Source organism: Bacillus sp. EAC, from assembly GCF_002156875.1.
Lineage (GTDB): Bacteria > Bacillota > Bacilli > Bacillales > Bacillaceae_G > Gottfriedia.
On sequence record NZ_NCSY01000008.1, the window covers coordinates 40,786 to 62,297 of the forward strand.

Sequence of the window (21,512 nt, forward strand, 5' to 3'; positions counted from 1 at the left end):
TATATATCAACAATTTTTTGAATTCTCAAGTATTAAAAGTAATAAAGTTTACAACAAAACGCTAAAATTACTTCTCAACGAAAGCCCAGATATAACCATCGGGGTCACGTAAGCAAAATTCTTTATATCCCCACGGTCTTAAGGTAGGTTCTTCTAAAACTTGAATACCATCTGAAAAATCTAATGGTGTCAGTTCCTTATCTATAATCTTTTTAAAAAGCGATGAAATATCATCCACAACAAATTGAAAAACAGCATCTGCATTTGAATTTTTTTCATCACTTGGATGAAGCATTAACTCGCCATGCCCAACTTTATACCAATACATATGATCGTGCCCGCGCAAAAATTCAAATCCAACTTTCTCATACCATTCCTTTGACAAGTTTGTATCAGCACAAAATAGAACAATATCCAAAATTCCATTCATCGCGTTCTCTCCTTTAACCAATGCTAAATAGTAGTTAATTCCTGAAAAGAATAATAATTTTACTTTTTACTATTATACTTTAAATTTATTTAGCACAAAATTCATAACGCATTTTAATCGGTAAATGCTGATTTTAGTTGATATTTTGTGACATTTGTCTTATTTGGTAAGAATTGTGATTTTCTAAACATAGTAATGAATTACTTATTTTGAATAATAATTTTTCGTTAAAATAGTAGGTTAATAGGCTATTTGTTACTTAATTGTAACATTATAAGTGCTATAATTGTATAGAGATCTCAAGAGTAAGGGGTTTAGTAATGAACAAAACATTAGGAAGAAAACTATCGAAATTTGTAATGATTCTATCACTTACGACTAGTAGTCTATTTATTTCATCTAATCAGATGAACAGAAGTTTGGCAGCAACCAATCAAGTAGGTCAAATCAATCCTTCGACCACATTACCCGTCTTGTCTACAGGAACAGTAACATCTATAAAAATAAATGTTAGAACTACACCTGTAAATACGAGTAAAATATTTGTGACCTTAAGTAAGGGCGCGAAAGTCTCAATTGTACAAAAGTATGGTCCTTGGTACAAAATTAAGACAAGCAAAGGTTATGGATGGGTAATGGCGAAATATGTGAATGAAACAGCTTCGCAAACTCTTCCAGTTATCGATACTGGTACAATTACAGCGACGAAATTAAATGTAAGACTGGAACCAGTAAATTCGAGTACAGTTTTTGTTACCCTTAGTAAGGGTGGAAAAGTATCAATCGTTGAAAAAAAAGATCTTTGGTACAAAATTAAGACAAGTAAGGGCTATGGTTGGGTAATGGCGAACTATATTAAAGTAGCGTCAAGCCCTACCACACCTCCACCTACTGACGGAGGTACGACAACTCCTACAACTCCTACAATTCCAATGAAGGATACGTATGGTAAGGTTACAGCAGCATCATTAAATGTAAGAAAAGGTCCAGGAACTTCATACGATACAATTAAAGCTTTAACAAGTGGAACAATTGTTTCAGTAACCGGTGAAAACAATGGATGGTACCAGATCACTTCTGGTACAACAAATGGCTGGGTAAGTAAAACGTATATCCAGTTGGTTGATAAAGAAGTTGCAGAGCTTGGGGATTTTACACTTGTAATTGATCCAGGGCATGGTGGAAGCGATCCAGGAACTTCTTTTAAAACAAGCAGTGGAGTTACTTTAAAAGAAAGCTTAATCGTTTTAAAGGTATCTCAGTATTTAAAAGGTTACTTAGCAAAACTACCAATTAAATCTTACTATACTCGTGAAACTGATGTGTATCCAACATTAACGCAACGTGTAGATTTCACTGAATCAAAAAAAGCGGATGCTTTTATTAGTATTCATATTAATTCAACTCCTTCTCATACTGGTGATGGAACAGAAACTTATTATTACGGAACTTCACAAACTAGCGCAAAATCAGCTATGTCTAGCAGCTCAGAATCTGCAGAAGGCATGAGTACAGCAGCTGCTCTAGCAGCACCAAGCTCGATGTCCATCGTAAGTACAAGTGCTGTTAGTCCGACTAAGTTGCAAGATAGTAAATTACTTGCAGGTTTTGTACAAAAGCGATTAGTTGAAAAGCTTAAGTTAAAAGACCGCGGAACGAAAAGTGGAAACTTCCATGTAATTCGTGAATCTTCGATGGCATCTATCCTAACAGAACTAGGATTTATTGATAATTCAAAGGATAATGTAAAGCTGAATAGTTCTTCATGGCAACAAGAAGCAGCAAAAGGCATTTATCTTGGAATACTAGATTACTTAAAAAATCAAGGTTATCAAGTAGATTCATACTATATTAATTAACTTCAAAACTCGTTCTTATTATAAGAACGAGTTTTTTTAGTTTCTTTACTAAAAGATTGTATTTTTTAGGTTTTGTTAAAGCAATCTGTAGATATAGAAATGATTGGAGCGGAAGATCCGAAACTACGTGGGGGCAACGGAACTGGTAAGATCCTGAAGTTGACAAAGAGGTGGGCATGCTAATACCACGACGTCTTGTTGAACGTATGCATGATCCACATCGTGTGGACCCAAGGATGCTCATCGAACGCGCCACGGAAAACGAGCATCCTGGCGTGGAAATCCAATACACATAAATTGAATATTAATATGTAATTACTGAAAAAAGGTAATTAATAATTTAATTTTAGATAATAATGTAATATAAGATTTTTTAAGTAGTTTTAGAAGCGATATGATAAAATGAAAAGGCTGTTTAAAAAATTGATCGATTGTTTTATGAATTGTTATTAATAGATGTAATAAATTAGAAAGTTAGGTAACGACTAAATGAATAAGTTTACGAAATTAGGTTTAAGTGAAGAATTAACTGAGTATTTAACTGAATTAGGTATTAACGAACCTACTCCAATACAAGAAAAAGCCATTCCGATTGTTTTCGAAGGTAAAGACTTAATTGGACAAGCACAAACGGGAACTGGTAAAACATTTGCATTCTTATTTCCAATCCTTGAAAAAATAAATTTAGAATTACCGCATACACAGGCGTTGATTGTAGCACCAACAAGGGAACTAGCAATTCAAATAACGGCTGAAGCAAGAAGGATTGTGAGTGAGGATTTTGGGGTATTGGCTGTTTATGGTGGTCAAGACGTAGATCAACAAGCTCGTAAGCTAAAAGGCGGCGCACATTTAATAATCGCAACACCTGGTAGGCTATTAGATCATTTGCGAAGAGGCACTATTAATCTAGAGAAAATAGATTTTCTAGTACTTGATGAAGCAGATCAAATGCTACACATCGGATTCCTTCATGAAGTGGAGGATATTATTAATCAAACACCACAATCAAGACAAACATTATTATTTTCAGCTACAATGCCTGAACAAATTCAGTCACTCGCTAAACGTTACATGAAAAAACCGGAGATTATTCGAATAAAAGCTAAGCGAATTACTTTAGATGAAATCGAGCAAGTTGTAATTGAAACAACAGATCGTGGAAAATTAAATGCATTGTTAAATCAATTTAAAGAAACCCAGCCATATCTTGCAATCATTTTCTGTCGAACGAAGAGAAGAGCGAATAAGTTAAATGAGCAATTAAAAGGGAAAGGTTTATTATCAGAAGAACTTCACGGAGATTTAACACAAGGTAAACGCGAAAAAGTTATGAAGCTATTTAGAGAAGCGAAAATCCAATACCTTGTTGCAACTGATGTTGCTGCTAGAGGAATTGATGTTGAAGGAGTTACGCACGTATTTAACTATGATATACCTCAAGATACTGAAAGTTATGTTCACCGTATCGGTAGAACGGGTCGTGCTGGAGAAACAGGTATTGCAATTACCTTCGTTACATCAAAGGATTTCCAAGAAATGAGAATGATTGAAAAAGAACTTAATCTTACCATTAAACGTATTAATTTAGTTGAAAAGGAAGATTCAAGGGAATCAAGAGATAGAGATTCAAAGGACTCAAGAGATTCAAGAGATTCAAGAGACTCAAAAGGTACTAGGGATTCAAGGGATTCAAGAGGTTCAAGAGAATCAAGAGATACAGGGGTTTCAAGGGATTCAAGAGATTCAAGAGGCTCAATACTGCGTTCAGATCGACCAAATCGTGATTTGAAAACTAGTAATGGTCCAAGATCACAGAGAGAATCTCATCAAGAGCAAAGAAGTCAATACGCTGATAAAAATAGACCAAGTTCAGGGGATTCTAAACAAAGGAATCGAAATGAATCATCTAAAAGACAAACCTTTTCTAAAACGGGTCCAAATAAGGATTGGAGAGGTCCACAAAAAGATCAAAGAAATTCGAGAAATAAAACAGCTAATACTAAACGAACACCTAGATAACTAGGTGTTTTTATCACTTTGACAAATTACATCTGTTGATATAATAAAATGATTATTAAATACGAATTTAGGTGATTAAAATGACTGAACATAAGTTTCGTGAAGAAAAGGAAGTACAAAAAATGGAGGAGTTACTTGACCTTATTGAAGAGGCAAAGGAATTCATTCAATATGGAAAAGTAGCTAATTATATTCCAGCACTTGCGAAAGCGAATAAAAAGGATTTGTCACTAGCAGTTTTTTTACCGGATGGACGACATTTTGAAGCAGGTAGTACAAAAACTCGCTTTACATTGCAAAGTATTTCTAAAGTGATTACTTTAGCATTGGTATTGATCGATCGTGGAGAAGACTATGTTTTTGAAAGAGTTGGGATGGAACCAACAGGTGATCCGTTTAATTCAATTGCCAAACTAGAAGTGCGTTCTGCTGGTAAACCGTTAAATCCAATGATTAATGCAGGAGCTCTAGCGGTGACAAGTATGATTAAAGGTCACAGTATTAATAATCGATTCAATCGCTTATTAGACTTTATGAAAGAATTAACTGGTAATTCTGCACTGTCATATTCGAAGGAAGTAGCTATATCAGAATATGAAACAGCACATTTAAATCGTTCACTCTGTTACTTCATGAAAGAACATGGAATTATTACTGAGGATGTCGAATTAATATTAGATTTGTATACGAGACAATGTGCGATCGAGATAAACTGTGTTGAAATGGCAAGAATTGGTCTAATCTTTTCTCTAGATGGATGGGACCCAATCTCAAAAGTGCAAATCATCCCTGAAAAAGTTGCAAAAATTTGTAATACATTTATGGTAACATGTGGAATGTATAATGCGTCAGGTGAGTTTGCGATAAAGGTCGGGATTCCAGCTAAAAGCGGTGTATCCGGAGGTGTAATGGGAGCTGTTCCACGTCGATTTGGAATTGGCGTATACGGACCTTCACTTGACGATAAAGGAAATAGTATAGCTGGTATAAAATTATTAGAACTCTTAGCACAACGATATAATTTAAGTATCTTTTAACTTAAAATCCTCATCAATTGCAGATGAGGATTTTATTTTCCGCTTTTTTCTAAAAATTTGTTGTTGTATAGTAGGTGTAGAGAGAAAAAAGGGAGAATGTATGATGGAATCATTATGGTTGCTTTTTATATTAGGAATTGGTGCAGCAATTGTTGGAACGTTAGCAGGAGGTGGAGGATTAATCACACTTCCGATGATGATTTTTCTAGGAATCCCTATTCAGACAGGAATCGCTACAAATAAGTTTGCTTCAGGTTTAGGATCTTTTAGTAGTATTCTTTACACTTTACGTAAAAAGGAATTTTCATTTTCATTAATTTTTCAATTTATTCTTGTCTCATTCATAGGTGGTGGGATAGGATCATTTATCACTAGTAGGTTAGATGAACACGTAATGAATATTGTCGCTTTAGTATTATTGGCAGGCTCACTATGGTTAACCTTCGCAAGTAAAAAATGGAACTATGAATCTTCTAATGTGAATACAATTGAACATCAGACACTGCTGGATAAAGGTATTTTAACAGGAATTGGGGTATATGATGGTGGATTTGGACCTGGATCATCGACCTTCGCTATACTTTATTTTATAAAAAAAGGTTTTACTTATGTTAATTCAGTTCAATTAGCAAGAGTACTAAATTTTGGTAGCTGCTTATCTGCATTCATTATCTTTTATATGACTGGCCATTTCCAATGGAAAATTGCGTTAACGATGGCAGCTGCATCAATAATTGGAAATCAGATAGGTCTAAGATTTGCAGAATACGTTCCAAATAAGCTAGCCCGTATTTTTTTAATATCAGTTTCAGTTTTACTAATCGTACAAGTAAGTTTAAAGCTATTTGTTTAAATGCTTTTAATCTGAACTTATTTTGGAGGGAAATGCTGTGAATCAAAACGAGTACAAATGGGTGAAACAAAATCGTATAACACTTCTCAACTTTTGTAGTGAGTTAAAACCTGATGATTTTAGCCATCAATTAGATGGTTTTGGATTCCAAAGTATTAAAGAAGCACTTGTGCATACTGCAGACTGTTATATTGCTTGGCTTGGTTCATATGTTTTATTAAAAACTAAGAGACCATTAACGCCTAAAGAGAATATTTCACAGATAAGTTTAGAAGATATAAAATTACGGTTTGATTTAGTTGATACATATGTAAATGAGGTAATCAATACTTTTTCAGAAGAAATGGATGTGCCCATTCAAAGACATATTCCTTGGAGAGAATCAGGAGATGAAATTTCTATTACGCCTATGAAACTATTAATACATACAATCACACATGAATATCATCATAAAGGTCAAATTGTATCAATGGCACGCCATATGGGCTATGTACCTCCAAATACAGATGTATTAGGAACAGATGATTAGAGCTCACTTGTGTAGTAGTAAACTAAAAAAAGAAGAATACTAGAGGATCTTAAATATAAGGTCCTTTTTATTTTGCAGGAAGCATCGTTGAATTTTTTGAATTTATATTTAATCGAATATAAATCAATATTATAAAAGAAAAGGAACGGTCAATTAGAAATAAGAATGGCAGAAATAAACGCTATAAATCTAATTTTTTTGTAAGATTGTTGATTTTTAAAGCATTCTGTTTAAAAGTAGTTGATTGGAGCGGAAGGTGCTCGACTCCTGTGGGAGCAGCGGGATAGGTGGGACTCACACAAGGCGCGTATGCGTCGAGGAGGCTCAGCCCCAGCCCCACGGAAAGTGAGCATCCTGGAGTGGAAATCAACTAAGATCTTCTTGAATAGCAGATTTTACTTTAGAAGATGATTTCACTTGGTAAATAAAATATACTAATTACAATCAATTTTTTAATGAATGTCATACATTCTTATTAAAATTTACAGTTTGAATAGGAGAAGAAAAAGAAAATGAATCAATTAGAAACGGCCTACATAAACACACCAGTAGGAATGATGAGAATCGTCGGAAATGAAGAAGGAGTAGCTTTTATTGATTTTCTTAAAGAGGGGCAAGAGGAAGTATCTGAGAATGTTCCTTCTTCCTTAAAAAAAGCTGCGAACGAAATGATCGAATATTTCAATGGAACTAGGAAAGAATTTACGTTACGTTCTATTGCGAAAGGAACTCCATTTCAAGAAAGCGTTTGGAAAGAGTTGGTCAAAATCAAATATGGTGAAACTGCTTCATATGCTGATTTAGCAATACGAATTGGAAATCCCAAAGCTGTAAGAGCAGTAGCAAATGCAAATGCACGTAACCCGTTAAGTATAATTGTTCCTTGCCATCGAATAATCGGTTCAAATGGTAAACTAACAGGATATGCAGGTGGATTGTGGAGAAAAGAATGGTTGTTGAATAGAGAGAAGTAATACAGCATAAAAAAAGTCGGAAACTTAGTTTCCGACTTTTACTATTTAGTTAGTCTTTTTTCTTTATATCGGTCTCATCAATAATATTTATTTCAATCTGAGTATCTATGTCATCATCTATTATTTTATCTGCAAATTTGGCTTTTTTTCTTAGATGAATGATTCTAGAAATATTCACAACAACAACTTTACAAATTGCATAAGTAGGAACGGCTAAAATCATCCCCATTACACCTGCAACGTTTCCAGCAAATAATAATAATAGAATGATTGTTAGAGGATGAATGTTTAACTTTTTACCCATGATGTAAGGTGATATTAAATTAGAATCAACTTGTTGAACAATTAAAATGATAAGTACAACGAACAAAGCCATTTTTGGTGAGATAAGTGCTGCAACAATAACGGCAGGAGCCCCACCGATAAATGGCCCAAAATAAGGAATAATATTTGTTATAGCTGAAACTAACGCTAATATTAATGCATTTGGAAGTCCAATAATGCTATAACCGATAAAAGTTCCAATCCCTACAAAAATACATACAAGTGTTTGTCCCTGGATATATGATGCTAGGGTTTCACTTGTTTCTTTTGCAATATGAATTGCTTCATTTCGTAAGCTTTCCGGTAAGAAGCGTGACATTGCTTTTGGGAATTTGTGTCCATCTTTAAACATATAAAATAAAATGAATGGAACTGTTAAGATGATTAATGTGACATTACTTAATATATTGAATATCGCACCAATTCCACCAGTAACCCCTCCGATAAATACAAGCGCATAATCTGAAACTTTTTGCTGTAAATCTTTAATTTCAACATAATTTTGATTTCCTAACCATTGCTCTAATAATCCGAATTTATTGGTTGCTTGGTTAACAATCATTGGCATATTATTTACTAAATCTTTAAATTGTTCCGTTAGAGTAGGGAATACATTAATAATAGATATGACAGCAACTAAAATAAGTACTAAATATAGAAGTAAAACGCCTATTGAACGAGGGACTTTTTTACGTTCTAAAAAATCGATAAGCGGTGCAAATAAAAAATAAAGGAAGACCGAAACTAGAATTGGAGCAAATAATGTACTAAATAGAATGCCAATTGGTTTAAATAAAAATGATATTTTTGTCCCTACGAATAAAACTAAAAAAAGTAAGAGAAATTCGACAGTCCAAAATAGTAATTTAGAGTTTTTAAACAAGTAATATCCTCCTTATTCTTTTTTTTGCTATTTTCAAAAAGATTGTTGATTTTAGGTTTAGTAACCCTTCAGACAGAAGTTGATTGGAACGGATATGCGAGACTCCTGTGGGAGTAGCGGGAAGGCTTGAGACCCCACAGGCTTGCCGAGGAGGCTCAAGCGCACGCCCCACGGAAAGGGAGCATCCTGGAGTTGTCATCAACTAACACATTCTAAAATAGCAACAATATATACGAAAACAGCCTTTTTCTAAAAAATATAAATGTATGTAATATTTTAAACCTTACGTATAAATACCATATTATAACAAAAAGAGATGCTTGTAAAAGCACCTCTTACTGATTTGGTTCAGTTATTGTTTTCATCGTTCCAGTTTTATACTTATTATTCGTATAGAATCGGAATAAGTCTCCATAAACAATGTTATCCGAAAGCGTAAGCTCTTTTTTCGCTTTATCGATTAAAAGCTTAGATTCTTGAGTATCAACATCTACCTTTTCACCTGTAAAGCGATCATAAAATGCATTCGATCCAGCTGCATAGTAATATTTACTCGTTACAAAACTACCATCACGGAAAACAGTAAATTCTGGATGATTTGGACTAAATAAATCTTTTCCAAATTCAATATCTGTTTTTGTATCAACACCTAATAGATGAAGTATCGTAGGCTTAACATCAATTTGACCAGCGACCTTTGAAATTGTTCGGCCAGCTTCTTGTTTTGGTAAATGAATAATTAATGGAGTTCGTTGTAAATCGATGTGATCATAAGCAGTAATTTCATCTTTACCAAGGAATTGCGCCATTGCTCGATTATGATTTTCAGAAATACCATAATGATCTCCGTACATAACAATAATCGTATTATCGTAAAGTCCTGATTGTTTTAAACCTTCAATGAAATGCTTAATTGATTCATCCATATAGCGAACTGTTGTTACATAACGGTCTAATGTTTCATCACCAGAATTGAATTGATCAATTAATTGATCTTCAGGATCTAATGTGAACGGGTAATGATTTGATAATGTTAAAAAGCGACTATAGAATGGTTGTTTTAATTGTGTTAAAAGAGGTAATGATTGTTGGAAGAAATCTTCATCCTTTAATCCCCAGTTAACTGAATTTTTGTCATTAATATCAAAATCTACTTCATTGAAATAACGATCATAACCTAAAGTAGGATACATTACATTTCGATTCCAGAAACTTTTATTATTTGCATGGAAAACAGCTGAATAATAGCCTTTATCTTTTAATAACTCAGGAGTTGCCATATACTCATTATTTGCGTGAGTGAAATAAACAGCACCACGATCTAAAGGATATAAAGAGTTATCAATGATAAATTCTGCATCAGATGTTTTACCTTGACCAGTTTGATGATAGAAGTGGTCGAAATAATAACTTTCTTTTATATATTGATTTAAGAATGGTGTAATTTCTTTCCCATTCACTTTTGCACCAATTGTAAAGGTTTGCATTGATTCGAGAGAAATAACAATTACGTTTTTACCTTTATATTTTCCAAATAGTTTTGCATTTGTTTTGACACCATTGCTATTTACATAGTTTTCAATTTCAGTTAATTTGCTGCTATCTGCAAATGCTTTTTGAGTTGATGTCTTCGTTTGAAGAGATAAATCATATCCTTGATATACATACAAACCAAGATTTTTAACTAACATTTCACGATCAAATGATCGAGTAAGTAATTCAGGGCGTTCCACTTCAGCAAGGCCTAAGTTTACAACTGCAATTGCAATTGTAATAAGATAATATGCTGATTTCATAAAAGCAGGTACTCTACCAGTATGTGAAAGCTTTGGAAATTTCTTTAGTAAAATATATAGTACAAGTATGTCAGCAAACATAAAGAGTACTTTAAAGCCTGCTAATTCTTTAACACTTGAACCTAAGTCTCCCATGTTACTTGTTTGGAATAGAACAGGTAAAGTAACAAAATCATTAAAGAAACCGTAAAAAAGTACGTTACCACATAAAATGATTGTTAAAATGAAATTGATTAAAAGGGCTATTGTATTTCGTTTATTCCCTTTAAAGAAAAGCGCAAATCCTATTAAAAACAGTGAAGAAGCTAAAGGGCTAATAAATAATATTACATTTTGAAAAAACGTATCAATTTTCAAATCAAATCCAAATAGAGTAACAAAATACGTCTTTAGCCAAACTACTAATGCAACTAGTAATACGAAGCGTACACGTGAAAATGTTGCCTTTAATGAAGTAGGCATCTTCTAATCCCCCTTAAATACAAAACAAACTAGTGGTCTTACACTAGCTTTTTTCAAAATATGTTTCTCTCTAAGTCGTCAAAATTTATCGTACTCTCTTTAAATTCAAAAATCAATAGGAAAGTACGTTTCAATATGTAAATCCGTTCGACAAACTCTATGAAAATTCTGAAAAAAATGAAGAAAATGAAAGAAATAGGCAATTCAATTACGTGGCCTATTTCTTCTTTCATTTTATGGACAACTTCTTTAATCTATGCTTCTTAATAATAATTTTTTTAACATTGGTTTTAATTGAAGTCTTAAATCTTCAGTTCCTGACGCAATTAAAAAGTGATGTTGATAAATATTTTTCATTAATTGAACTGTCTCCTCTTGATGTTCATCTTCTTCAATAAAAGTACCGATTACTTCAATTCCTATTTTTCTTGCTTGCTTTACTGCTTCATGGGTGTCAATTATTCCATCTTGAAAATAATCTAAAGCAGAGGGCTCGCCGTCTGTAAATACAAGTAAAAACTTATGTTTCTCTGCTCTTTTAGCAAGCTCTTCAGAAACGATTCGAATCATTAATCCATCACGATTATCTTCTTCTTCATGTAATTGCATAATATTTGGTCCACTTGAAGGGTGAAGTGACTGTGAAAATGGGATGACCTGATGTAATATGTTTGGTTTATTTTCTTTTGAAGCATTCGATGCATCTTCCCAAAAACCACTTATACTATGACTAATTTTTAGTTGTTTCAATGTTTCATGGAATAGAATAACACTTTTCTTAACCTCATCCATCTTATTAAACATAGATCCAGAGCAGTCAACTAATAAGTAAAAAACAGCATCTAGCTCCTTCGAATCAGATTGTTTCTTATAAAACATTTTTGGATTATCATCTGTAAATAGTCTTATCCATTTTTTATTTAGTCTTCCGTAATACTTATCTGTAGGTGCATTTTGTTTATTTTCTAACGATTTTTCGATCGTTTTCCTTAACTCTTTGACATCCTTTGATACTACGGCAGATAAAGTGGAATATTCTTTTTTATCGCTAGCAGATTGATTCACAGGAGAAAGATACTTAATGGAAACGTTACTATTATATTTCCCGTACGGATTTTGGTGAATGTTATTTGATGCATTGCTTGTTTCATGGGCATCAGTTTGCTTGGATTGTTTATTCTCACCTTGTTGTGAAGAACCGAATGCATTACCAATTGCCTGGTCTTGGCCCTCTTGTTCTCTAGCGAAATTCGCTTTAATTGCTGTTTTTGTCCCACTTTCTACTTCAAAGCGTAGAAAATTATCATCATTTTCATTATTTTTACTTTCTCTATGCCAAGTCGAAAATTTTTCATCCTCACTATTTCTTTCTTCAAGTCCTTCTTGTTCATCATCGTTTTGTAACTCTTTAGCACGGCTATTACACGATGAAGGCTCCTGAATTTTATTTAAAGGTAGAAAACCAAAATAAGTATGGATCATATCATCTTTAAAAAAAGAGAGTAATCTTCGTTGAACTGAAAAAATAATTGAAGTAATATCACTTGTTTTCTTTGCTTCAAAAGTTTGAAACAGAATAGGTAAGATGTCTTCTAAATAGTCATTTGTTTGATATGTTAGTTGTGTAGAAGTAAGAGAAAGATAGATTAAACAAAATAATTGATCGAGCTGAAAATTACGAATTTCATTGGCTTTAAATTGAGATTGAAAATAATGTCTGTAAATATTTTTGCGTGTTGAAAACAATTGTTTTGTACCAGGTCTATGTTTAACGATCATTTCTTCTAATCTTAAGTCTTCAAGAAAAACATAAAGCTGTGTGAAAAAACTCTTTAAATGAGTTTCTTGAAGCTCTTTTAAAATCTCTTTAAATTCTTTAAAATCTGTAAAATGTTTATTGCCTAATGCTTTTAAATACACATCCGATTTTAAGCCATTAAGTTGGGTGTTCAAGTCTTGGTTATCCCAAAAATGACTTACTGTGAACTTTTGTTCTTCATCATCGTAATAAGCTTGAAAGTCGAATTCTAAAAAAGCCTGTGGATCTTTTGAAAGAGAAATTGATAAATTCTCCATTTGAAGAAAGATAGAGGCATCGACTTTTTTATTATTGAACACAATTTGTTTCATATTTATATTCACTCATTTCAAGAAAGAAAATAGCTTTCTGCTAGTTCACGTACAGTTTCACGCTCAATATCATCACTTAGTTTTGCAATAATCGTACGTTCAATAGCTCTTAGTACTGGGATATGGACTGATAAATCACATGCATCAAGAATACCTCGTATACTGGCAGCGTCTTCACTTATTCTTCCTTCACTAGCAAGTGGGATTAAATCACTGGAAAAACTAGTGAACTTCTTTAGTAAATCTTCATCTTTTAGCTCAGATTCATCTTTTAATAGTTGGAAAAGTGCATCCCCATTAATATAAGGTACATCTATAATAATAAATCGATTTTTTAATGCTTCATTTAACTCACTAGTTCCTACGTATCCCTCGTTAATTGCTGCAATTACTCTAAAGTTTTCATCACCTTTAACTACCTCTTGAGTAAATGGATTCGTAATCATTTTTCGATAATCTAAAGCTCCATGGAGTAATGGCAATGTTTCAGGTTTAGCCATATTTATTTCATCTATATACAGCATATGCCCTTTTTTCATTGCTTTCATTAAAGGACCATCGATAAAGACTACTTCTGATCCATGTGCTGAAGAACTGATCGTATTATAACCTACGATTCCTTCTAAATCTAAATCAACCGAACAATTGATACTATGCATAGGTTGATGAAGTAATTTGGAAAGTGTTTCAGCTAAGACTGTTTTACCACTTCCAGTAGGCCCTTTTAAAAGAATATTTTTACCTAAAAGTAATGCTGTGATCGCATCCTCTAATATTGTTGTATCTTGGGATACATATTGTTTTGTTCCAATTAATAATTGATCTTCTTGTAAAACTTTTAAGATTTGATTTTTATATATAGTATTTAGTTTTTCACTAATTGAATTTGAAAGATTTATTTGTTTATTCATACTGACTCCTTTATTTGAAAATAATCTAAATTGATTATTCTAATATAATTACATTCTTTCTATAGTATTATCTCACATTCTGTTGGTGAATGTATGGTAGGTAATTATTTACCATTAAATAATACAGTTTCTATAAAATGAGTATAACAGTTTGGCGGTGAACTTGAAAGTTGTGAATCATAATTTATTAATTTATTAATACGAATTTGAGATAGGAAATGTGATAAGTGTATAAGTTAATAGGCTTTAAATAATTATGTTCACTTTTTCACAAAGTGTTCAAAAATGAAGAGAATGATGAGATAAAAGATATGATAAATTGGATTTGTAATCTGTTATATATCTAATTAACTTTCTGTACTATATACAGAAGAGGGGAAGTAATCTTATGGAACAATGGAGACAGTTTGAATCAGGAAGCTGGACAAAAACGATTGACGTGCGAGATTTTATTCAGAAAAACATGAAACCTTATATTGGAGATGAGTCATTTCTAGTTGGACCAACCGAAGCAACAAAGAAGCTTTGGGAAATCGTTCTTCAATTATCAAAAGAAGAACGTAAAAAAGGTGGGGTATTAAATATGGATACGAAAATAGTATCCACTATAACTTCACATCAACCTGGATACTTAATGAAGGAATTAGAACAAATTGTTGGTTTCCAAACAGATGAACCGTTTAAACGCTCTTTACAACCGTTTGGTGGGATTCGAATGGCTGAGGCTGCTTGTGAATCTTACGGATATAAGGTTGATGAAGAAGTTAGTAAAATATTTAATGATTATCGAAAAACACATAATCAAGGAGTCTTTGATGCTTATTCAAATGAAATGAAAGCAGCAAGACGCTCGGGTGTTATTACAGGATTACCTGATGCATATGGGCGTGGTCGTATAATAGGTGACTATCGAAGAGTAGCATTATATGGAGTAGATCGATTAATTAACGATAAAGTGGACGCCTTAAGCAAGATGAGTACGACTATGTCTGAAGAGATTATTCGGGATCGAGAAGAAATTAATGAACAGATCCGTTCTTTAAATGAATTAAAGCAAATGGCGGCAAGTTATGGATTCGATATTTCAAATGCTGCCAATGATGCAAAAGAAGCTTTTCAGTGGTTATATTTTGCATATTTAGCGGCAATAAAAGAACAAAATGGAGCTGCGATGAGTTTAGGTCGTGTTTCTACATTTTTAGATATTTATATAGAACGGGATATTGAGGAATGCATATTAACTGAGAAAGAGGCTCAAGAATTAGTAGATCATTTCGTTATGAAATTACGATTAGTTAAATTTGCTCGAACACCGGATTATAATGAATTATTTTCTGGAGATCCAACATGGGTTACTGAATCGATAGGTGGAGTTGGTGTAGATGGGCGTCCATTAGTCTCAAAAAATTCATTTCGCTTCTTAAATACATTGGATACTTTAGGGCCTGCGCCAGAACCAAATTTAACTGTACTTTGGTCACCAAACTTACCCATAGGATTTAAACAATATTGTGCAAAGATGTCTATAAAAACTAGCTCAATTCAATATGAAAATGATGATATTATGAGACCAGAATTTGGTGATGACTATGGAATCGCTTGTTGTGTGTCAGCGATGACGATTGGTAAACAAATGCAATTCTTCGGTGCCCGTGCAAATTTAGCAAAAGCCTTACTATATGCAATTAATGGCGGGATTGATGAAAAGCTAAAAATACAAGTTGGCCCTGCATATGCACCAATTACTTCAGAATATCTCGAGTATGAAGAAGTAAAATACAAATTTGAGATGTTATTAGATTGGTTAGCAGGACTTTATGTAAATACGTTAAACTGTATCCATTTCATGCATGATAAATATAGTTATGAACGTATTGAAATGGCATTACACGATGTTAAAATCAAACGAACAATGGCTACAGGGATTGCTGGATTATCAGTATGTGCCGATTCATTATCTGCTATCAAACATTCGAAGGTTAAAACTATTCGAGATGAAAATGGAGTTGTAGTAGATTTTGAAATTGAAGGAGACTATCCTAAGTATGGAAACAATGATGACCGTGTCGACGAGATTGCTGTTGAGCTAGTTGAAAACTTTATGTCGAAGGTTAGGAAACATAAAACATATCGAGATGCGATTCATACTACATCAGTACTTACTATTACTTCTAATGTTGTTTATGGTAAAAAGACAGGGAATACACCCGACGGTCGTAAAGCTGGAGAGCCATTTGCTCCCGGCGCAAATCCATTACATGGAAGAGATACAAATGGAGCATTAGCTTCACTAAGTTCGGTTGCTAAACTACCCTATGAAGATTCTCAAGATGGAATTTCAAATACATTCTCTGTAGTACCTAAAGCGTTAGGTAAAGAAGAGAATACACGAGTATTAAATCTTGTTGCAATGTTGGACGGATATACTGAAAAAGGCGGACACCACCTGAACGTAAATGTATTCAATCGAGAAACGCTATTGGATGCTATGGAACACCCTGAAGAATATCCTCAATTAACAATACGTGTATCTGGATATGCAGTAAACTTTATTAAATTAACGAGAGAACAACAAATCGATGTAATTAATCGAACGTTTCATGATAGCATGTAATTTTAGAATAATAGGGACTAGTATCGCTTAATTAAAACATATAGGGGTTATGACTTGAGCACACATAAAGAGTAGATAATAAAATCATCAAATAAGGTGGAGCGGATAATGATTTCAGGAAATATACATTCAATTGAAACATGCGGAACTGTTGATGGGCCTGGTATTAGGTATGTGATATTTACTCAAGGATGTTTATTAAGGTGCCAATATTGTCATAATGCAGATACATGGAAAATAGGTTCAGGTATAGATGTAACAGTAGATAAATTAATGCAAGACGTGAAATCGTATATACCATTTATGAAAGCATCTGGTGGTGGTATTACAATTAGTGGTGGGGAGCCTTTGTTACAATTAGACTTTCTATTAGAAATGTTTAGAGAATGTAAAAAGATAGGTATTCACACGACGATTGATACATCAGGTGGATGTTTTTCGTTTGATCCATCTTTTCTATTAAAATTAGAACAAGTTTTAGAATTTACAGATTTAGTTTTATTAGATTTAAAACATTTTGATTCTAAAAAGCATATTAAATTAACAGGTAATCCAAATGAGCATATTAAAAATTTTGCAATGTATTTAAAAGATATGAAAATCCCTGTTTGGATTAGACATGTCCTTGTGCCAGGAGTTACAGATTGTAAGAATGATTTAAAAAATCTAGGTGGATTTATCTCCTTACTGGATAATGTAGAAAAGGTTGAGGTACTACCTTATCACAAATTGGGTGTTTATAAGTGGGAAGCACTTGGATTGAAATATCCATTAGCAAATGTGAAACCTCCTTCTGATGATAGCGTAAATCTGGCTTTTGAATTATTAACTACACAATAGGATAAAGTGTATTAGCTAACCATTTATATGGTTAGCTTTTTATTTTTAAATAGACTTATGACTAATATAATTCATGGCTTCCTGAATATAATGGAGAATATTAATTTTCTTTAGTACAGTTCTTATTGATTATTTTTTAAATAAAAACTCTGTTAACGTTTCATGTTGTTATTTGAAGGAACGGTGCATAGTGATATAAATGGCGAGACTCTAACGGAAAAAGCAATTCGATCTTCATGTTGAATTATTAATAAAGTAGATCGTTGATTCGGCCATGTGGGGGAGCAGATAGTAAGTACATGAATATCTCGTAAAACAGAGCCTAAATTAAAAGGGTGAGAGATTTGAAAGAATATCGAATATCTTGGTATGTAAGTATTGACGAAAAATGTGGGGTAGAGGGAAGATCTTTATTAAAAGGAGAAAAAATTGATGAAGTAATTCTTCATATTAAAGAGAAATTAAGTAAGGAATATTTTGTTAGACCTTCCTCTGTCCATATAATTGATTCCAATGTATTAGGTGAATAAGAAATATAAATGGAAACTAATAAAATCTGAGTTTCTAAGAAAAAAAGTATTTAACTTTTTTTAAAGAGTACGATATAAAGGAAAAAGAAAAACAAAAAGGCTTCTACATAGAAGCCCCTTTTGAAATATTACTATTTGCCAACACCATTAAATTTATAACCTGCAGCACGGTCAGCTTGTTTAAATTCTTTTGCATATAAAACTTCTTGTGTAGAACTTAAATTACGTCTGGTTTTATCTTGCTTTCTCTTTTCCACAAAAACACCTCGCTAAGTTATAAAATCCTTAGTAAGTCTTACCATTTTTTGTGGTTAATATACTAGATTAAGCCTCTTTTAAATGTGTTACTTCATGCTGTTGATAATCTTCTCTTAATGTATGCAATAAATAATTGTCTTTTGTAATTTCAAATAAATCATAAATTTCTTCATTATTATTAATCTCATCATATAGGCATTTACGTGTCTCATTAGCTAATGTTGCATATGGAAGTTTGCTTGCAGCATAAAAAGAACGCTTATTTACCTTGCGAATACGCATAAAAATAGAGTTTATTCCTAATTCATGAAATAACTCGTGAAAGAAAGCATCCTTTGCTGGTTTGTTATAGCCCATTCCATGGTAGGGCTTGCCCAACCATGTGCCTAAAAAGCCATAGCCTTCTTCTATATCATGTAAAGAAATGTTTCCAATAGGGTTACCCCACTCATCTAAAATTGTTCTAGAGATCATTTTACCTTGTTCTTCTAATTCTATTGCTTGCCTTGTTATAAACAGGAATTCTTCGTAAGAAGTCGCTTTGTGGCGCACAAAGGGAAAGACATCAGGATGCGCCATAAGTTCAAAAAGTATAGAACAATCTTGTAAATCTCGCTGTTTTAGCATCTCTACTCCTCCTCATAATAAGGGTAGCGAAATAAGGTCACGCCACCCGCGAAATTTTTGTGAGGACAAAACTATGTAGTTAAGTCCTGTGAAGTGCATTAAGTATAAAATTGAATAATGTTTTAATGCACCCTAAAATTTCGGGGTGGGAATCGAACCCACTAGGACCAGCGAAAACTGGTGGCTCACCATTTGCCTTTCCCGTTAAAAATACTATATGAGAATAGTGTTAATACACTATCTATTTAATAACTCCATAAAAACTTACAATACTATGATAATACATTTTTTTCAATTTGCAAACAAATTTTATTCGAGGTTTTTATACACAATTCTACCATCTATGACAGTGATTAAAGGTTTAGCCATATAATGAAATGGATGGTGTGACCAAAGTACAACATCACCGTCTTTTCCTATTTCTAAGCTACCAATTCTATGCGATAAATTAAGGTTTTTTGCTGGATTAATTGTTATAGCTTTTAATGCCTCTAATTCAGACAAACCTTCCCGAACTGCTATTGCTGCACATACATTTAAATACTGAATTGGAGTATACGGATGATCCGTAGTTATTGAAACACTCACTCCATTATCAGAAAGTGCTTTGTATGTAGACCAGGATTTATTTTTTAATTCGATTTTTGAACGTCTAGTTAATGTAGGACCCACACACACTTGAAGATTTTTATCCTTCAGATGATCAACAATTAGATGACCTTCTGTACAGTGCTCGATTCGTATATCCAAATTAAATTCCTCACCAAAACGAATTGCGGATAGAATATCATCTGCACGGTGAGCGTGAATTCGAACAGGAATTTCTCTATTCAAAGCCTTTATGATTGGAACAATTCGGAAATCATCAGGATTATGCGAGTTTTGTGCTTCATAAAATGCTTCTCGAAGCATCCCCATTATACCCATTCTTGTGATTGACTCTTTATTACCATTACTATGTGTTCGTTTTGGGTTTTCACCAAAAGCAATTTTAAGACCAGATGGCTCTTGAATAATCATCTCATCAATACTGGTTCCATAGGTTTTTATTGTGCAGGTAGTACCTCCGATAACATTTCCACTACCTGGCATAATATGAGCAGTCGTTATACCATGCTGTCTTGCATCATTAAATGCAACATCTAGCGGTAAAATTCCATCTAAAGAACGTATATGTGGTGTTAACACTTCAATTGTTTCGTTTGCATCATTACCTGCCCATCCAGTTCCTTCGTCATAAAGTCCTAAATGGGTATGCACGTCAATAAAACCAGGGAAAATAGGTTTACCTGAACATTCAATTACAATTGTTTGATCTTCTAAAGAATAGATCTCAGGTGAGATTTCTTTTATTTTCCCATTTTCAATTAACAAATCATGATTATATAAAACGTGAGAAGTAATTGGGAAAATTGTTGCGTTCTTAAATAATAAATTCATGTTAAATCCTTTCAAAAATCTATTTTAAAGTAAAGTCTAAAGCTTCTTCCAAAGAAGGAAATTGAAAGTTATAATTAGTTTGTAAAGCTACGGAAGGTAGCACTTTTTGACCTTTTAAAATCAACATACTCATTTCACCTAGTAATATGTTGAGCATAAAACCAGGGACTTTTAAATAATTTGGGCGACCTAAAGAAGATGAAAGAAGTTTGCTAAACTCATTCATTGTAACTGGGTTAGGCGAGACTACATTGATTGGCCCCTTAATCTCGTTGTCGTTAATTATATGGAGAATGATTCCGACAACATCCTGCTGATGAATCCAAGAAATCCATTGTGTGCCACTTCCGATTGGTCCACCAATATAGTATTTATATGGAAGAATCATTTTTGGAAGCGCACCACCATTTAAATCTAAAACTAAGCCAAACCTAGCGAGAACAGTTCGAATTCCTAATCTCTCAGCCTTTTGGGCAGCTTGTTCCCAGTCGTAAACGGTTGTAGCTAAAAAATCTTTTGATATAGGCTTGTCATGTTCATTAAAAGTTAACGAAGTAGAAGTCCCGTAAAAGCCTATTGCACTTGCATTAATGAATAGGTTCGGACGATGGGCTTGTCTTTCAAGCCAAGTAATAAGATTGTTTGTTGATTCGATTCGACTTTGTAGAATTTTGTTTTTAATTTTATTTGTCCATCTGCCACTATTAATTGACTCTCCTGCTAAATTAATGATTACGTCTATTGTCTGTTGGAATGAATTCGATACTAAACTATCCCATTTAATATATGAAACTAATGGATGAGCTGACTCCATATTTGTTCTAGTTACTATAAAACAATGAAAATTATTTTTTGTTAGTTCATTAACTAATTGTGATCCTATAAACCCAGTGCCACCTGTAAGAAGAATCTTCATCCATCCATCTCCTCATTTCATAATATGATAATTTAATTTTTATGTGTATTATAAATTGAAAAATTTTTAGAGGTAAT

At 33.1% G+C, this 21,512-nt stretch carries 17 protein-coding genes and 1 pseudogene; 9 read left to right on the forward strand and 9 right to left on the reverse strand.

Annotated features, from left to right (window positions below; translation table 11 throughout):
- Positions 1-67: 67 nt before the first annotated feature.
- Positions 68-430, reverse strand: a complete 363-nt coding sequence (locus B7R65_RS14315) for a VOC family protein (RefSeq protein ID WP_088043477.1) — start codon at positions 428-430, stop codon at positions 68-70.
- Between the two features lie 320 nt (positions 431-750).
- Between B7R65_RS14315 and B7R65_RS14320 the strand changes: the two genes are divergently transcribed.
- From B7R65_RS14320 to B7R65_RS14345, 6 genes are all read left to right on the forward strand, one after another.
- On the forward strand, positions 751-2,289 hold the full coding sequence (locus tag B7R65_RS14320) for an N-acetylmuramoyl-L-alanine amidase family protein (protein ID WP_088043478.1): 1,539 nt from the start codon (positions 751-753) through the stop codon (positions 2,287-2,289).
- Positions 2,290-2,778: 489 nt separating this feature from the next.
- Positions 2,779-4,311 (forward strand): DEAD/DEAH box helicase, encoded by a 1,533-nt coding sequence (locus B7R65_RS14325; protein WP_088043479.1) that lies wholly within the window; start codon positions 2,779-2,781, stop codon positions 4,309-4,311.
- Between the two features lie 80 nt (positions 4,312-4,391).
- Positions 4,392-5,348 (forward strand): glutaminase A, encoded by a 957-nt coding sequence (glsA, locus tag B7R65_RS14330; RefSeq protein WP_373419587.1) that lies wholly within the window; start codon positions 4,392-4,394, stop codon positions 5,346-5,348.
- Between the two features lie 103 nt (positions 5,349-5,451).
- A complete protein-coding gene (locus B7R65_RS14335; protein ID WP_179194885.1) occupies positions 5,452-6,201 on the forward strand; it encodes a sulfite exporter TauE/SafE family protein in 750 nt (249 codons plus the stop codon).
- Positions 6,202-6,238: 37 nt separating this feature from the next.
- On the forward strand, positions 6,239-6,730 hold the full coding sequence (locus tag B7R65_RS14340; RefSeq protein ID WP_088043481.1) for a DinB family protein: 492 nt from the start codon (positions 6,239-6,241) through the stop codon (positions 6,728-6,730).
- A 512-nt stretch (positions 6,731-7,242) separates the two neighbouring features.
- Entirely contained in the window at positions 7,243-7,704 is a 462-nt protein-coding gene (locus B7R65_RS14345) for a methylated-DNA--[protein]-cysteine S-methyltransferase (protein WP_088043482.1), read from the forward strand.
- Between the two features lie 145 nt (positions 7,705-7,849).
- Here the strand turns inward: B7R65_RS14345 and B7R65_RS14350 are convergent.
- From B7R65_RS14350 to B7R65_RS14365, 4 genes and pseudogenes are all read right to left on the reverse strand, one after another.
- A pseudogene (locus B7R65_RS14350) lies at positions 7,850-8,911 on the reverse strand (AI-2E family transporter); the annotation flags it as partial.
- 335 nt (positions 8,912-9,246) lie between these two features.
- Positions 9,247-11,169: an LTA synthase family protein gene (locus tag B7R65_RS14355; protein ID WP_088043484.1), complete on the reverse strand. Its 1,923-nt coding sequence runs from the start codon at positions 11,167-11,169 to the stop codon at positions 9,247-9,249.
- 249 nt (positions 11,170-11,418) lie between these two features.
- Positions 11,419-13,299: a vWA domain-containing protein gene (locus B7R65_RS14360; protein ID WP_088043485.1), complete on the reverse strand. Its 1,881-nt coding sequence runs from the start codon at positions 13,297-13,299 to the stop codon at positions 11,419-11,421.
- 17 nt (positions 13,300-13,316) lie between these two features.
- On the reverse strand, positions 13,317-14,210 hold the full coding sequence (locus B7R65_RS14365; RefSeq protein WP_088043486.1) for an ATP-binding protein: 894 nt from the start codon (positions 14,208-14,210) through the stop codon (positions 13,317-13,319).
- 388 nt (positions 14,211-14,598) lie between these two features.
- Between B7R65_RS14365 and pflB the strand changes: the two genes are divergently transcribed.
- The 3 genes from pflB (at position 14,599) to B7R65_RS14380 (ending at position 18,194) form a co-directional block, all read left to right on the forward strand.
- Positions 14,599-16,824 carry a formate C-acetyltransferase gene (gene pflB, locus B7R65_RS14370; RefSeq protein ID WP_088043487.1) on the forward strand — a complete coding sequence of 742 codons (2,226 nt, stop codon included), beginning with the start codon at positions 14,599-14,601 and terminating at the stop codon, positions 16,822-16,824.
- A 108-nt stretch (positions 16,825-16,932) separates the two neighbouring features.
- Positions 16,933-17,664 carry a pyruvate formate-lyase-activating protein gene (gene pflA, locus B7R65_RS14375; RefSeq protein WP_088043488.1) on the forward strand — a complete coding sequence of 244 codons (732 nt, stop codon included), beginning with the start codon at positions 16,933-16,935 and terminating at the stop codon, positions 17,662-17,664.
- A 344-nt stretch (positions 17,665-18,008) separates the two neighbouring features.
- A complete protein-coding gene (locus tag B7R65_RS14380) occupies positions 18,009-18,194 on the forward strand; it encodes a hypothetical protein (protein ID WP_088043489.1) in 186 nt (61 codons plus the stop codon).
- 131 nt (positions 18,195-18,325) lie between these two features.
- Here the strand turns inward: B7R65_RS14380 and B7R65_RS14385 are convergent, their stop codons facing one another.
- The 4 genes from B7R65_RS14385 to B7R65_RS14400 all read right to left on the reverse strand — a co-directional run bounded on the left by B7R65_RS14385 (position 18,326) and on the right by B7R65_RS14400 (position 21,435).
- Entirely contained in the window at positions 18,326-18,451 is a 126-nt protein-coding gene (locus tag B7R65_RS14385; RefSeq protein ID WP_088043490.1) for a YfhE family protein, read from the reverse strand.
- 67 nt (positions 18,452-18,518) lie between these two features.
- On the reverse strand, positions 18,519-19,079 hold the full coding sequence (locus tag B7R65_RS14390; protein WP_088043491.1) for a GNAT family N-acetyltransferase: 561 nt from the start codon (positions 19,077-19,079) through the stop codon (positions 18,519-18,521).
- A gap of 309 nt (positions 19,080-19,388) precedes the next feature.
- On the reverse strand, positions 19,389-20,519 hold the full coding sequence (locus B7R65_RS14395) for an amidohydrolase (protein WP_088043492.1): 1,131 nt from the start codon (positions 20,517-20,519) through the stop codon (positions 19,389-19,391).
- A 19-nt stretch (positions 20,520-20,538) separates the two neighbouring features.
- Positions 20,539-21,435, reverse strand: coding sequence for a TIGR01777 family oxidoreductase (locus B7R65_RS14400; RefSeq protein ID WP_088043493.1), 897 nt, complete (start codon positions 21,433-21,435; stop codon positions 20,539-20,541).
- Positions 21,436-21,512 lie beyond the last annotated feature (77 nt).